The sequence below is a fragment of the Amycolatopsis sp. NPDC114484 genome (assembly GCF_055633755.1).
This window is the reverse complement of record NZ_JBVKDQ010000007.1, coordinates 323,073-336,867: the sequence shown is the minus strand read 5'-3', so window position 1 is coordinate 336,867 and position 13,795 is coordinate 323,073. Positions and strand designations below refer to the sequence as shown.

At 70.1% G+C, this 13,795-nt stretch carries 14 protein-coding genes; 2 read left to right on the top strand and 12 right to left on the bottom strand.

Annotation, left to right across the window (positions count from 1 at the left end):
* Positions 1 to 55 precede the first annotated feature (55 nt).
* The 12 genes from ACZ7SW_RS20125 to ACZ7SW_RS20070 form a co-directional block, all read right to left on the bottom strand.
* Positions 56 to 727: a hypothetical protein gene (locus ACZ7SW_RS20125; protein WP_470231930.1), complete on the bottom strand. Its 672-nt coding sequence runs from the start codon at positions 725 to 727 to the stop codon at positions 56 to 58.
* The gene (locus tag ACZ7SW_RS20120) at positions 724 to 1,230 is read right to left on the bottom strand and encodes a hypothetical protein (protein ID WP_470231929.1); all 507 of its coding nucleotides are present in this window, start codon (positions 1,228 to 1,230) and stop codon (positions 724 to 726) included. Before ACZ7SW_RS20120 ends, ACZ7SW_RS20125 begins: the two co-directional genes overlap by 4 nt.
* Entirely contained in the window at positions 1,227 to 2,333 is a 1,107-nt protein-coding gene (locus tag ACZ7SW_RS20115; protein ID WP_470231928.1) for an MCE family protein, read from the bottom strand. Before ACZ7SW_RS20115 ends, ACZ7SW_RS20120 begins: the two co-directional genes overlap by 4 nt.
* Positions 2,333 to 3,304, bottom strand: coding sequence for an MCE family protein (locus tag ACZ7SW_RS20110; protein WP_470231927.1), 972 nt, complete (start codon positions 3,302 to 3,304; stop codon positions 2,333 to 2,335). Before ACZ7SW_RS20110 ends, ACZ7SW_RS20115 begins: the two co-directional genes overlap by 1 nt.
* Entirely contained in the window at positions 3,301 to 4,299 is a 999-nt protein-coding gene (locus ACZ7SW_RS20105; RefSeq protein WP_470231926.1) for an MCE family protein, read from the bottom strand. The genes ACZ7SW_RS20110 and ACZ7SW_RS20105 overlap by 4 nt, the downstream gene beginning before the upstream one ends.
* Positions 4,299 to 5,309, bottom strand: coding sequence for an MCE family protein (locus ACZ7SW_RS20100; RefSeq protein WP_470231925.1), 1,011 nt, complete (start codon positions 5,307 to 5,309; stop codon positions 4,299 to 4,301). The genes ACZ7SW_RS20105 and ACZ7SW_RS20100 overlap by 1 nt, the downstream gene beginning before the upstream one ends.
* Positions 5,306 to 6,322 carry an MCE family protein gene (locus ACZ7SW_RS20095; RefSeq protein WP_470231924.1) on the bottom strand — a complete coding sequence of 339 codons (1,017 nt, stop codon included), beginning with the start codon at positions 6,320 to 6,322 and terminating at the stop codon, positions 5,306 to 5,308. The genes ACZ7SW_RS20100 and ACZ7SW_RS20095 overlap by 4 nt, the downstream gene beginning before the upstream one ends.
* Positions 6,319 to 7,512, bottom strand: coding sequence for an MCE family protein (locus ACZ7SW_RS20090; protein WP_470231923.1), 1,194 nt, complete (start codon positions 7,510 to 7,512; stop codon positions 6,319 to 6,321). Before ACZ7SW_RS20090 ends, ACZ7SW_RS20095 begins: the two co-directional genes overlap by 4 nt.
* Complete coding sequence (locus tag ACZ7SW_RS20085; protein ID WP_470231922.1) at positions 7,509 to 8,324, bottom strand: MlaE family ABC transporter permease; 816 nt, start codon at positions 8,322 to 8,324, stop codon at positions 7,509 to 7,511. Before ACZ7SW_RS20085 ends, ACZ7SW_RS20090 begins: the two co-directional genes overlap by 4 nt.
* The gene (locus ACZ7SW_RS20080) at positions 8,325 to 9,134 is read right to left on the bottom strand and encodes an MlaE family ABC transporter permease (protein ID WP_470231921.1); all 810 of its coding nucleotides are present in this window, start codon (positions 9,132 to 9,134) and stop codon (positions 8,325 to 8,327) included. It abuts the gene before it with no gap.
* Positions 9,116 to 9,862: a hypothetical protein gene (locus tag ACZ7SW_RS20075; protein ID WP_470231920.1), complete on the bottom strand. Its 747-nt coding sequence runs from the start codon at positions 9,860 to 9,862 to the stop codon at positions 9,116 to 9,118. Before ACZ7SW_RS20075 ends, ACZ7SW_RS20080 begins: the two co-directional genes overlap by 19 nt.
* A 109-nt stretch (positions 9,863 to 9,971) precedes the next feature.
* A complete protein-coding gene (locus tag ACZ7SW_RS20070; protein ID WP_470231919.1) occupies positions 9,972 to 11,594 on the bottom strand; it encodes a DUF6801 domain-containing protein in 1,623 nt (540 codons plus the stop codon).
* Positions 11,595 to 11,847: 253 nt separating this feature from the next.
* Between ACZ7SW_RS20070 and ACZ7SW_RS20065 the strand changes: the two genes are divergently transcribed.
* On the top strand, positions 11,848 to 12,783 hold the full coding sequence (locus ACZ7SW_RS20065; RefSeq protein WP_470231918.1) for an ATP-binding cassette domain-containing protein: 936 nt from the start codon (positions 11,848 to 11,850) through the stop codon (positions 12,781 to 12,783).
* A 145-nt stretch (positions 12,784 to 12,928) separates the two neighbouring features.
* Positions 12,929 to 13,762 (top strand): ABC transporter permease, encoded by an 834-nt coding sequence (locus ACZ7SW_RS20060; RefSeq protein WP_470231917.1) that lies wholly within the window; start codon positions 12,929 to 12,931, stop codon positions 13,760 to 13,762.
* Positions 13,763 to 13,795 lie beyond the last annotated feature (33 nt).

The following is a 13,795-nucleotide window of genomic DNA, read 5'->3' as shown; positions in this document are numbered from 1 at the left end:
GGTTCCCCTCACGGACCTTAAGTTCCTGGCATGGGGAGCCGGTCGAGCGCCGGGATCACACCGCGGACATCCCAGTGATCCGCCACTTCCCCCCGGTCCGCTCGGCCGTGACGCTCAGCTGCGCGGCTCCGGTGCTGTGCTGCCCGTCGCCCCTCGTGCCGGTCTGGTCGAGGAACACCAGCAGCGCCGCGCGATCGCCGTCGAGCAGTTTCACGCCGGACGCGACCGCGGTCGAGGTCACGACGAGCTTCTGGTCGGCGGCGAGCTTGCGGACCTGGCCGAAGAGCTGGCGGTACTGGGCGAGCGCGGGCCCGGTGAGCAGGTCCTTGGCCGCCTGCTCGTTCCTGGCCGGATCGTCGTAGCGGTAGGAGAAAAGCGTGCCGAGCGCGGCGCTGAGCTGCTTTTCCGCGGCCGCGGTGCCCGCCGCGTCGGACAATGCGGTGTTGTGCGCGACGACGGCGTTCGTGCTGCGGGCTTCGAGGGCGAACCATGCCGCCAGCCCGGCCATCACGACCGCGACGATCGCGAACGCCAGCCGTGTTCGGCGGTTCCGCGGTTCCTCCGGCTCCGCGACCTCCTCGACCTCCGCGTCCGGTTCCTCCGGCTTTTCCGCCTCCGGGAACAGTTCCTGGACCGGGGCCCGCGGCTCACCGTCCGATTCCGGCACCGTCGGCTCGCGGCGGCGTCCGGCGACTTTGACGGCCCGCTTCTTCGTTCGAGTGGTCACGGTTCCTCCCCCGCCGGAACCTGGCCCAGCGCGGTGACGCGCCAGCCGTCCGGCCCGCGCGTCAGTCCGGCCTGGAACCGGGAACGCTTGGTCATGGCTTCCTCCCCGGCCGGGGCGACGACCAGTTCGACGGACGCGATCAGCTTCGCGGTGCCCGCCCCGGGGTCCGCTTCGGTCACCGCGGCGTCGGTCACCTTGCCGGTGGTGACGGTTTTCGCCTGCGCGATCCGGTCGAGGCTGCCCTGGCGGTCCTGCGCGAGTTCGTCGTGCAGCGCGCCGGCGGACGCGTCCAGCCAGTGCTGGTACCCGGCCGCCGCCTGCCGGTAGTCCAAAGTGGTCAGTCCGGCGATCGCGGAACGCCCTTCCCGCAACGCGTCTTCCCGGACGACGGCACGTGCGACGCCGTCGTCGTGCGACGCTTGCCACCAGGTGTACCCGGCCCACCCGGCCGCCGCGGTCGCGACGACCGCGGCGGCCTGGGCCAGCCAACCGGAGATCCTCACGGCTGTCCTCCCGGTGCATTCCGCGATCCCCGCACGTTCGTCGGGTCGCCCTTCGGCAGCGCGCAGCGCGCGGCCGTGTTCAGCGGTCTGGTCGAGGTGTCGAGGCCGTCGCGGTAGGGCGTCGAGTATCCGGTCGTGCACGGCGGCGGATCGAAAAACGACAGCGACAGCCCGAAATGCGCGCCGTCCGGCCGGACGACCTCCCCGGCCGCGGCGACCGCCCGGGGCGCGGTGATCAGCAGCTGCCGCAGCCCGCTTCGCCGGGATTCGAGGACGTCCGCGGTGCTGAGCAGGTTCGCCAGCAGCACACCCAGCTGCGGTCCGGAATCGCGGATCAGCGAGCCGATTTCGTTCGCCGCGGCGGGCACCGCCGGGATGAGCGTGCGGAGGTCCCCGTCGGACTGCTTCAGCATCGACGCGAGCAGCTTGGCGTTGGCCCCGAAACTGCGGATCGCGTCTGCCTGCTGCACTTGGGTGTCCAGGACGGTGTGCGCGTCGGTGACGAGCCGGGTCAGCGGAGCGACGTGCGAGCTCGCCGCCTGCACGAACTCGATGCCGCGGCCGATCAGCTGGTCCAGCGCCGGACCGGCGTCGGAGGTCGCGTTGTACAGCTCGTCGACCACCGTGCGCAGCGCCGGTTTGGGCACTGACGCGGCGAAGGAGTCCACAGTGGACAGCACGGTGTCGACCGGGAGCGGGATTTTCGTGTCCGCCTGGGTGATCACCGAACCGTCGTGCAGCATGGGCCCGCCGTCGGTGCGCGGCCGCAGGTCGACGTACTGCTCGCCGACCGCCGACCGGTCGGCGACGACGGCCTCGGTGTCGGCGGGGACCGGCGCGGTGCCGGAGTCGAGGTCGAGATCCGCCTCCATCCCGCCGGAGGTGAGCCGGAGCTCGCCGACGCGGCCGATCGGCACCCCGCGATAAGTCACCTCGGCGTTGGCGAAGATGCCGCCGCCGGTCGGAAACTGCGCCTTCACCGTATAGCCGCGGTCGAAGAACACCTTGTCGAGACCGGCGTAGACCGCTCCGACGTAGGCGACGCCGACGACGGCGATGACGACGAACACCGTCACCTGGACGCGCACGAACCGGGTCAGCATCAGTGCCCCGTCTTCAGGAAGCCGTTGAGGTAGTCGCCGCGGATCGCGTCCAAGGCGGCGTCCGGGAACGGGAAGGTGAAGATCATCTCCATCGCTTTCGGCAGTTTGTCCCCGGAATCGGCCAGCCGCCGCAGCAACGGCGCGAGGGCGGTGAGGTCGGCGACCAGGTCGTCCTTGCTGCGGTTGACCGTGCTGACGGCGACCGAGGTCAGGCCGTCGAGCGACTTGAGCATCCCGACCAGCGCGTCCCGCTGCTGGTTGAGGACGCCGATGCCGGGCGTCAGGCCGTTGAGCGTCGTGGTGATCTGGCCGGTGTGCGCGTTCAGCGTCTCGGCGAGCTTGTCGACGCTGTCGATGGCCCGCGTGATCTCGCCTCGTTGCTCGTCGAGGCCCTTGACCAGAGTGTCCAAACTGGACAGCAGGCTGCGCGCCGCGGTCTCCTTGCCGCCGAGCGCCGCGTTGAGCTGATGGCTGATGTTCTGGACCTGCGCGACGCCGCCGCCGTTGAGCAGCAGGGAAAGCGCGCCGAACACCTCTTCGATCTGCGGGGTCAGCGTCGAGCGGTCGAGCGGGATGACCGCCCGGTCGGCGAGCTTGCCCACCGGCGTCGCGTCGGGCGGCGGGGCCAGTTCGACGAACTTCTCGCCGAGGATGCTGGCCTGCCGCAGCCGCGCCACGGCGTTGGCGGGCAGGTCGACGTCGCCGTTGACCACGAGGTCCGCGATCGCGCTGCGCCCGTCCGGGGCGAGTTCGAGCCTGGCGACCCGGCCGACCGGCACGTCGTTCACCTTGACCCCGGACTGCGGCACCAGGTCCAGCGCGTCGGCGAAGCTCGCGGTGAGGTGCATGGGGTGGTCGCCGAGCGCGGCGCCGCCGGGCAGCGGCAGGTCGTAGACGCTCACCCCGGTCCCGCAGCCGGTGGTGACCAGCGTCAGGGTCAGCACCGCGGCGGCTTTCGCCAGGGATTTCATTTCGTCTCCGGGAATTCGAGGAGGTTGCCGCGGCCGTCGATGACGCCCGCGTCCGCGTCGTAGGCCCCCAGCAGGTTGGTCAGCGCGTTCGGGGCCGCGCTCAGCGCCTCGGCGAGCGAATCCTTTTGGTCCGCCAGGACTTTCGTGACACCGGCCAGCTTGTCCACATCGGACCGGACCTTGCCGCGGTTGTCCTTGACGAACCCCTGCACGACGCCCAGCGCCTTCGTCAGTTCGGTCAGCGCGCCGGAGAACTGGTCGCGCTGGTCGGCGAGGACCTCGCTGAGCGAGGCGATCTGGGCGATGGCCTGCTTCACCTGCCCGTCGTTGGCGGCGAGCATCGCGGTGAACTTGCTGATGTTGTCCACGGAGCCGAAGAGGTCGTCCTTCGAATCGCTGGCGGCGCGGGCGAATTCGCCGAGGTTCTTGATCGCCTGCCCGATCGTCTGGCCGTTGCCGCTGAGGTAGGCGGCCGACTTCGTCAGGACGTCGCTGACCGCGCCGTCCTTGTTCGCTCCCTGCGGGCCGAGCGCCGACATCAGCTGGTTGAGGCTGCGCAGCAGGTCGTCGACCTCGACCGGCGTCGCGGTGCGCTCGCGCGGGATCGACGCGCCGTCGGCCAGTTCGGGTCCGCCGGTGTAGACCGGGGTGAGCTGCACGTACCGGTCGGCGACCAGGCTCGGCGTGATGACGACCGCGCCGGCACCGGCGGGCAGCTGCACGTCCGGCTTGAGCTTCATGGTCACTTTGACGTCGGTGCCGTCCGGCTGGACTTCGGTCACCGAGCCGACCGCGACGCCGAGGACGCGGACGTCCGAATTCGGGTAGATGCCGACCGCAGCGGTGAAGTACGCGGTCGCAGTCCGGTCGTGCGGCGCCGTCGCCAGCTGCCACCCCGCCGTGAGCAGCAGCGCGCACACCACGCCGAGGGCCAGGGCGCGCAGCCTGGCCCGCTGGCGCGCGCGGGCGCCCAGGTCGATGAGGTGGTGCGCCATCAGCGTCCCCCGTTCTTCGGTGGCAGGCAGCTGCCCGGCGCGGTGCCGGCCGGGACGAGCCCGCAGAGGTAGGTGTCGATCCAGCGGCCGTTGCCGACGGCGTTGCCCAGCAGCCGGTAGAACGGGCCGGCCAGGCGGAGGCTGTCCTCGAGATGTCCTTGGTTGCGCTGGAGCACCGTCGCCACGCGGTCGAGCTGGTCGAGCGCCGGCCCCAGGGTTTTCTGGTTCTCCGCGACCAGCCCGCGCAGCTGGACCGACAGGTTCTTGACGCCGCTGAACAGTTTCGCGATCGCGTCCTTGCGGTTGTTCAGCTCGGTGAGCAGCGTGGTGCCGTCGCGGATCAATGCTTGGATCTGGCCGGAGCGCTCGCCGAGGGTCTTCGACACCTTGTTGGTGTTCTGGAACAGCTTGACCAGCTCGTCGTCGCGGGACGCGAGCGTCCGGGACAGCGCGGCGATCCCGGTGAACGCGGCCCGGACGTCGCTGGGCGCCGACGCGCCGAGCGTGTCCGACAGCGTGCGGAACGCCTGCGCGAGCTGGTTCGTGTCGATCGCGCCGACGGTCCCGGCGAGGTCGTTGAACACCGCGGTGACGTCGTAGGGCGAGCTCGTCCGCTCGACCGGGATCGGCCGGCCCGGGTCCAGCTCGCCGTCGCCGACCGGGTCGAGCACGAGGTTCTTCTGGCCGAGCAGCGTTTTGATCTTGATCGCCGCGGCCGTCCGGTTGCCCACCCAGGCGTCCTTGACGCGGAAGGACACCTCGACGTGCCCGCCGGCCAGCCCGACGCCGGTGACCTCGCCGACCTTCACCCCGGCGATCCGGACCTCGTCGTTCGGCTTGAGCCCGGCGGCCTCGCGGAACTCCGCTTTGTACGTCGTGCCGCCGCCGAGGAGGGGCAGGTCGTCGGAGAAGAAGGTCGCGGTGCCGACCAGTGCCATCATCAGCGCGGTCACCGCACCGACGGCGATCGGGTTGCGCAGGCGGAACGGCTTGATCCGGGGCGGTTTCACCGGCACCTCGCAGCGGTCACCGCGATGCCCGGCAGCGGCCCGCCGGGCGCGGGCTTCGCGTCGGTCCGCACGGAGCAGAGGTAGATGTTCGCCCAGGAGCCGTAGGAGAAGAGCGTGCCGATGCGGTCGAGTTTCTTCGGCAGGTTCGCGATGAACTGTTCGAACACCGGGGTGTTGTCGGCCAGGTTTTTGGACAGGTCGCCGAGCGCGGCGATGCTGTCCTTGAGCGGCTGGCGGCCGTCCTGCAGCAGCGCGGCGGTGGACGTGGTCAGCTCGCCGAGCCCGCCGATGGCCTGCCCGATCGGTTTCGCGTCCGCGGCGAGGCCGGTGACCAGTTGCGCCGTCGTGTCCACGAGTGCGTCGAACTGGTCGCCCTGCGCGTTCACGGTGTCGAGGAGCGTGTTGAGGTTGCCGATCACCTTTCCGATGACGGCGTCCTTGCCCGCCAAAGTGGACGTCAGCGACGCGGTGTGCTGAAGCAGGCTTTCGATTGTGCTGCCTTCGCCTTGCAGGACTTGGATGATCTCGAAGGACAGTTGGTTGACGTCTTTCGGGGACAGGGCTTGGAAAAGCGGCTTGAAGCCGTTGAACAAGGTGGTCAGGTCGAGCGCCGGTTTCGTCTTGTCCGGCGGGATCAGCGCGCCGTCGGCGAGCGTCGGCGACGCGCCGGAGGGGCCGGGGTCGACCGACAGGTAGCGCTGCCCGACCAGATTGCGGTAGCGGATGACGACCGACGCCGCATCAGTGAGCCGGCGGGTGCGGTCGACGGAGAACGTGACGTCGGCGAGCCGGTGCTCCACGACGCGCACCTCGTCGACCTGGCCGATCCGCACGCCCGCCATGCGGACCTCGTCGCCGGGGTTGACCGACGTCGCGTCGGTGAAGCGGGCGGTGTAGCCGACCGTCGTGCCGACCTGGGAGTTGGCGATCGTGATCGCCAGCACCGCTGTCGCGCACACGGTGACGGCAAAGAAGATCAGGCCCTTGAACGCGGGGCCCGCGACACTCCTCATCGGACAGTCACCTCCGTTCCGCGCAGTGCCGGTCCGATGAGGACACTGCTCCAGTCGGGCACGTCGCCCAGGGTGGGTTTCAGGAGTTCGGCGACGAGCCGCCGCTCCCCCGGCGAGTTCGCCGGACCGAGATCTCCCTCGGCGGCGCCCGGGGCCGCGCCGCCGCCGTAGCACTTCGGTCCGCCGTCGGCGTCGTAGCGCGGGCTGTCGCGGCCGGGCACGTACTTGTCGCGCGGGTCCTGGACAGTCAGCGTCACGTGCAGGCCCGGTTCGTTCGTTCCCTTGCCGAACGCCTTCTCCATCAGCGGCTTGAGCCGGTTGACCGCGTCGAACAGGCACGGGAATTCGGGCGAGTACCGCGACAGCAGCTCCAGCGACGACCGGCTCGCGGCGGAGACTCCGATGATGTTGCCCGCGTTCTTCCGCAGGAAGTCGTTCAGGTTCCCGGCGGCTCCGGTGACGCTCGCGTAGAGCTTGCCGAGGTCCCCGCGAGTGTCCACAATGGTCTTCGCGGTGGTCGACAGATCGCTCAGCGCCCGCAGGATGTCCGGAGCCGCCCCGGTGTAGACGTCGGCCGCGTCGGCGAGCCCGGTGATGTCCGCCTTGAACCGCGGCAGCAACGGATTCAGCTGGGCCAGCAAATCCTGCAGCTTCACAATGCTGTCGCCGAGCGGTTTCCCGCGGTTGTCCAGCGCCAGCGAGATCGCGCCGAGCGAACTGTTCAGCTTCTCCGGCTGGACCGCTCGCAGCAGCGGCAGCAAGTCGCCGAGCACGCGCTCCAGCTCGATCGCGTTGCTCGAACGGTCCTGCGCGATGACGTCGCCCGCGCGCAACGCGCCGACCGGACGGGCGGGCAGCACAAGGTTGACATACCGCTCTCCGAACACCGTCTTCGGCAGCAGCCGCGCGGAAACATTGCCGGGCAGCTGCCCGATCTTCGCCGGGTCGAGCGCCAGGTCGATCTCGGCTCCGCCCGGCGTGGCGCGCACCGCCCGGACCTCGCCGAAGGGCACCCCCTTGACCTTCACCTCGGCCGTCGGCGCGAGCTGGCTGCCGACCCGGTCGGCCTCCAGCGTCACGAGCGCCGAATCGTCGAAGTCCTTGTCGTAGACCGCCACCGCGAGATAGCCGAGCAGGGCGAGCACGCCGAGGAACGCGACCCCGGCGAGCTGCGTGGCCGCCCGGTTCACCCGGACACCTTGACCGTGGTCGTCGCGCCCCAGATCGCCAGCGAGAGGAACAGGTCGAGCACGCTGATCAGCACGATGGACGTCCGCACGGCCCGGCCCACCGCGACGCCGACGCCGGCCGGGCCGCCGCTCGCGCGGTAGCCGTAGAAACAGTGCGTGAGGATCACGCCGACGCTGAAGACGAGCACCTTCCCGAACGACCACAGCACGTCGCCGGGCGGAAGGAACAGCGTGAAGTAGTGGTCGTAGGTGCCGCCGGACTGCCCGAAGAACACGACCGTGGTCAGCCGCGAGCCGAGATAGGAGATCAGCAGCCCGACGACGTACAACGGGATGATCGCGATGAACCCGGCGACGATCCGGGTCGTCACCAGGTACGGCATGCTCCGCACCGCCATCACCTCGAGCGCGTCGATCTCCTCGGAGATCCGCATCGCGCCGAGCTGGGCGGTGAACCCGCTGCCCACAGTGGACGAAAGCGCGAGCCCGGCGACGAGCGGCGCGATCTCCCGGGTGTTGAAGTACGCGGTCAGGAAGCCCGTCATCGCCGAGATGTTGATCTGGTTGAGCGCGCTGAACCCCTGCAGCCCCACGGTGACGCCGGTGAACACGCACAATCCGACCATCACGCCGATCGTGCCGCCGATCACCGCGAGCGCGCCGCTGCCGAACGTCACTTCGGCCAGCAGCCGCACGACTTCGCGGAAGTAGCGGGTGACGGCGAGCGGAACGGCCGCGAGGGCACGGACGTAGAAGACCAGCTGGTCGCCGAGGTCGAACAGCTTGTCGCCGGGTTTGCTGAGGTTGGCCACTCAGGTCCCCTTCGCCGGAACGAGTTGCAGGTACAGGGCGGTGAGCACGGTGTTGACGAAGAACAGCAACAGGAACGTGATGACGACCGACTGGTTGACCACGTCGCCGACGCCCTTCGGGCCGCCCTTCGGATTCAGGCCCCGGTAGGACGCCACGACTCCGGCGAGGAAGCCGAAGATGACCGCTTTCACCGAGCTGGCCACGAGATCGGACAGCTGCGCGAGAGCGTTGAAACTGGCCAGGTAGGCGCCGGGCGTGCCGCCCTGGACGATGACGTTGAAGAAATAGCCGCCGAGCACGCCGACCACGCTGACCAGGCCGTTGAGCAGCACGCTGGCCAGCACCGCCGCTTGCACGCGCGGCACGACCAGGCGCTGGATCACCGAGACGCCGAGCACCTCCATCGCGTCGATCTCCTCGCGGATGGTGCGCGCGCCGAGGTCGGCGCAGATCGCGCTGCCGCCCGCGCCGGAGATGATCAGCGTCGTCACGATCGGGCTGGCCTGCTGCACGACGGCCAGCACGCTCGCCGCGCCGTTGAACTGCTGGGCGCCGATCTGGCTGGTGAGCGAGCCGAGCTGCAGCGAGATCACCGCGCCGAACGGGATGGAGACGAGGATCGCCGGCGAGATGGACACGCTGGCGATGAACCAGAACTGCTGGACGAACTCCCGCACCTGGTACGGCCGCCGGAACATGGCGAGGATGATGTCGAGCCCCATCGCGCACATGCGGCCGAACTCGCGCAGGCCGCTGACGGCCTTCCGCGGGATCTGGGCGAACAGGGTCGTCACGACGCGGTCCCGCATCCGTTCGGGCCGGAACTGCCGACGCAGCGGAGCACCAGATCGGTCGTCAAAGTGTTGCCCGGCCCGGAAACCAGCCCGGTGAACAGGCGGCTCAGGTCCTCGTGGCCGAGGCAGCCGGCGAACGGCGGTGTCGCGAAGGTGGTGGTCGCCTTCGCCGGCGGGGCGGGAAAAGCGAGCGGCAGCAAGGCTTTCAGCGTCACCTCGGCCGGCTGGGCGGTGCGGCAGTCCGGGCCTACGTCAAGCGGCCTGCCGTCCACTTTCACGTTCGACAGCTTGACGAAGACCTTCGCGGTGACCTCGGAGTCGGCGCAGAGGTTGGTCTGCGTTTGCTTGCAGTTGGTGTCCTTCCCGGTCAGCACCTGGGTGCTGCCGGTGACGTCGCCGTCCGGGACGAGTTCGACGGTTCCGGTGGCCGGCATGAACCGGAACGCGACGAAATAGCTGCTGGTCACCGGAATGCTGAGCTTGCCGGTCAGCGGCACGCGGCCGCTGAGCCCGAGCAGGGCGCCGTCGAACCGGCCCTGCGGGAAACTGATGTCCGAACCGAGCTTCGCGACTCGGCTCGTGGTCGGCTGCTGGGCGTCGCCGACGTAAAACCCGACCGGGAAATTGACGGCGGCTGGTGCCGGCGCCGGTGCGTTTCCGGCGGGCGCGGCTTGCGCGGCACCCGCCGAAAACGCGACCAGCACCAGTACCAGCGGCAGGGAGAACCGGGTCAGCGCAGACATTCGGACTTCCTCATCGAAGACGTTCCTTCCGAAGCTACTGACGATTCTCGTTGCGTCACAAGGATTTCCGCGTTCTTGTCACGCGGGTCGGCGTTTTCCCGGCGCGAATTCACTTCTTGGTGAGCGTCACGTCCAGCTTGTTGCCGGGGCCGGAGGCGAGATCGGTGATCAGTCCGGTCAGGAAACCGCAGCCGGTGAACGGCGGGATCGTGTAGGTCGCGGTCAGCGTGCCGCCCTTGGCCGGGTCGAATCCGGGCGCCGAAGCGAGCGGCACCTCGGCCGGCCTCTCCGTGCGGCACGAGTGCGACGTCATGATCAGGAAGCCGAGCAGCCGCACTCTGGCGAGCCGCACGTCCACCTTGGCGTTCGCCTTGACCGCACCGCCGGAGAACGTGCCGCCGAGCGCGCCGTCCTGGCCGAGCTTGACGGTCGCGGACGCCGGGAGGAAGCCGAACAACCGGAAGTGGATCTCCGATGGGGGCAGCGCGAACCGGGCGTCGAACTTGCCCGCCGCGGCGTCGAGCTTCGCTTCCAGGCGGCCGGGACCGAGCGGCAGGGCGGCGTGCAGGCGCTTGATCGTCGTCTTGCCGCGGACGGAGTACGCGAGTCCGGTGTTGTCTGGCGGGGTGGTGGTCGGCTGGGTGGACGGGGTGGTCGGTTCGGTGGATTGGGTTGGGGACGTCGGCTGGGTCGGCGAGGTTGGCTGGGTTGAGGAGGTGGGCTGGGTTGAGGAGGTGGGCTGCGTCGGTTGCGTCGGGGACGTGGGCTGCGTCGGCTCGGTTGACGAGGTGGGTGAAGTGGGCGAAGTGGGTTGTGTCGGGGAGGTTGGCTCGGTCGGCGAGGTCGGTTGGGTCGGCTCGGTGGACGAAGTCGGCTGCGTCGGCTCCGTAGAAGAAGTCGGCTGGGTCGGCGAGGTGGGTTCAGTCGGCGAGGTGGGCTGGGTCGGCGAAGTCGGTTCCGTCGGCGAAGTGGGTTGCGTCGGGGAGGTCGGCTCCGTCGGAGAGGTGGGCTGCGTCGGCTCAGTCGAAGAAGTCGGCGAGGTCGGCGTCGTGGGCGAAGTCGAAGTCGGTGTCGTTGGCGTCGTGGGGGTGGTGGGGGTCGTGCTGGTGCCGCCGCCCGGTTTGATCTCGAAGGTGCCCAGCAGCTGGTTCTGGCCGGGGACCACGACGCAGTCCGAGGTGAACGTGCCGAGGTCGGTCGGCTGGCCGGACGCGGTGCGCGGCGTCATCGTCGTGCTGAAGTTCCCGACGGTCACCGACGCGGTGCCCGCGCTGGGGAACGTCACCGCCGGGGCCTGGCCGCTGGTCTTGACGTGGAACGCGCCGGAGGCCGGCACCGGCGTCGGCGGGATGGCCAGCGGCAGGCCGAGGTTCAGCGTCTTGTCGACGGGATATTTGAGCTGGGCCGCCGCTTTGGCCGAACCGTCCAGCGTCGTCGCGCCGACCAGGGCGAGGCCTTCCGTCGCCGTCTCCGGCACGGTGACGTCCACGTTGAAGGCGATCGGGGTGGACGCCGAACCCGCCACGGCGTTGTCCGGCAGGTTGGTGTCGATCTTCACCGCGAGCACCTGGTCGCCGATGAGCGGGAACGGGCAGGTGTAGTTCAGGGTCAGGCTGGCGGGCGCCGCCTGCGTCGGCCCGGCTCCGGCCACCGCGAGCGTCGCCGCGACCCCGGCGACGGTCGCGGCGGCCAGCGCGCCGGCCGGTTTTCTGGACTTCCACGGAAACTTCACGGCTCGTCACCTCGGGGAATCGGGATAATGTGTGCGAAAAATACCTCCGCGATTCCCGTCCGAACAACTTCCGTCGATTTCTTTGTCATGCCGAAGGGAGCACCGCGAAGGAAAACGAGCACCTGGGTCAGGATTTGTCACCCGCGTGCTATCCGGCGCCCGGGAAACTGTCACGCCGGGGACAGCGCCCGGCGGGATTCTTGCTTTCCCCGTCCGCGGCTCGTTACCTTTCCGGAAAAGGGAAGGAGCGGCTATGCGCCCGCCGGTCATCGCCGTGACGGACCTGGTGAAGAAGTACGGCGAAATCACCGCGCTCGCGGGGATCAGCCTCGCCGTCGCGCCCGGGACGGTGCTCGCCGTCCTCGGGCACAACGGCGCCGGGAAAACCACCCTGATCGACATTCTGAGCACGCGCGTGCGGCCGAGCGCCGGCGCGGTCCGGGTCTGCGGGCACGACGTCGTGCGGCGCGGCCGCGCGATCCGCCGGAGGATCGGGGTGACCGGGCAGTTCGCCGCGGTCGACGACGCGCTGTCCGGACGCGGGAATCTGGTGCTGATCGCGCGGCTGCTGGGCGCGCGGCCCGCGCAGGCCCGGGCGCGGGCCGCCGAGCTGATCGCGGCGTTCGGGCTCGAAGATCCGGCGGACCGGCCGGCCGGCACGTACTCCGGCGGCCTGCGGCGGCGCCTGGACCTGGCCGCGGGACTGGTCGGCGCGCCGGAAGTGCTGTTCCTCGACGAGCCGACCACCGGACTCGACCCGGTCAGCCGGTCGAGCCTGTGGAGCGTCGTCGAAGGACTCGCCGCGCGCGGCACCACGGTCGTGCTGACCACCCAGTACCTCGAAGAGGCCGACCGGCTGGCCGACCACGTCGTCGTCCTCGGCCTCGGGCACATCACGGTTTCCGGGACGCCCGCCCAGCTGAAAGCGCGGCTCGGCAGCCGCACGGCGACGCTGACCCTCGGCAGCGAGCTCACGTTGCGGCGCGCGGCGGACGCGGTCTCCCGCCTCGGCCTCGCGGCCGGCCGCGCCGGGCTCACGCTGAGCGTCCCGCTGCGCGGCCCCGCCGACATCACGGTGCTGGTGCGCGCGCTCGACGCGGCCGAGGCTCCGCTGCGGGACCTGACGGTGACCGAGCCGACCCTCGACGACGTCTACCTTTCCTTGCACCGGACGGCGGCTGGCTCGTGACACGGTCCCGCCACCGTCCGGCAACTGCCGCGCGCTCCCCGTTCAGCGACTGGCACCGGACGTTCTTCGAGCTACCCCGGCCCCGCGAACCGCTGCGAACACTCGACGATGTCTACCGCTTCCCGCACCGAACGGCGGCCACCACGTGACACAGTCCCGCCCCCGTCCGGCAGCCGTCGCACTGGCAGACCCGGCGACGTGGCCCGAAGCCAGCTTCTGGACCCAGGTCCGCGTGCTCGCCGCGAGGTCCCTGCGCACCGCGTTCGGCGACTGGCGGCTCGTGTTTTTCGGTCTGCTGCAACCGGTTGTGCTGCTGTTGTTGTTCAGCCAGGTATTCAGCGGCGTCGGGGCGCTGCCGAGCGTCGCGGCGTACCAGGGATATGTGAACTTCCTCGTGCCCGCGACGCTGGTCACCATCTCGATGACGACCGCCATGGGTTCGGGCGCGGGCCTGCTCGCGGAGATCTACGGCGGTTTCACCGGACGGCTGCGTTGCCTGCCGATCTCGCTGTTCTCGGTGCTGGTGGCCCGCACCCTCGCCGACTCCGCGCGGCTCGGCGTGCAACTGGTCGTGACGTCGGCCGCGAGCGTGCTGTTCCTCGGCTTCCGCCCGGCGGGCGGGATGCTCGGGCTGAGCCTGGCCTTGGCGCTGACGCTGGTGGTGGGCTGGTGCCTGAGCTGGGTTTTCGTCGCGATCACGACGTGGCTGCGCAAGGCCGAGACGCTCCAGGCCGCGTCGTTCGTGGTGATGTTCCCGCTGATGTTCTCCTCGAGCGCGTACATGCCGCTGGACTCGATGCCGAAATGGGTCCGCGCGGTGTCGGCGGTCAACCCGCTGACGTACGCGATCGACGCGACCCGGGCGCTGGCCCTCGCCCGCCCGGTCGGCTGGTCGGTCGCGGCGGCGCTGACCATCGCGGCCGCGGCCGCGGCGGCGGGCAGCGCGCTGGCCGCCCGGACGTTTCGCAATCGCGAGTAACCGCCAGAGATTCCGAGGCGAGGCGAGCGTTCG

Excerpts from the sequence above, each read along its gene's own strand:
- ACZ7SW_RS20115 (WP_470231928.1), bottom strand. The coding sequence starts at position 2,333 with ATGCTGACCCGGTTCGTGCGCGTCCAGGTGACGGTGTTCGTCGTCATC.
- ACZ7SW_RS20110 (WP_470231927.1), bottom strand. The coding sequence starts at position 3,304 with ATGAAATCCCTGGCGAAAGCCGCCGCGGTGCTGACCCTGACGCTGGTC.
- ACZ7SW_RS20105 (WP_470231926.1), bottom strand. The coding sequence starts at position 4,299 with ATGGCGCACCACCTCATCGACCTGGGCGCCCGCGCGCGCCAGCGGGCC.
- ACZ7SW_RS20095 (WP_470231924.1), bottom strand. The coding sequence starts at position 6,322 with ATGAGGAGTGTCGCGGGCCCCGCGTTCAAGGGCCTGATCTTCTTTGCC.
- ACZ7SW_RS20080 (WP_470231921.1), bottom strand. The coding sequence starts at position 9,134 with ATGCGGGACCGCGTCGTGACGACCCTGTTCGCCCAGATCCCGCGGAAG.
- ACZ7SW_RS20075 (WP_470231920.1), bottom strand. The coding sequence starts at position 9,862 with ATGTCTGCGCTGACCCGGTTCTCCCTGCCGCTGGTACTGGTGCTGGTC.
- ACZ7SW_RS20065 (WP_470231918.1), top strand. The coding sequence starts at position 11,848 with ATGCGCCCGCCGGTCATCGCCGTGACGGACCTGGTGAAGAAGTACGGC.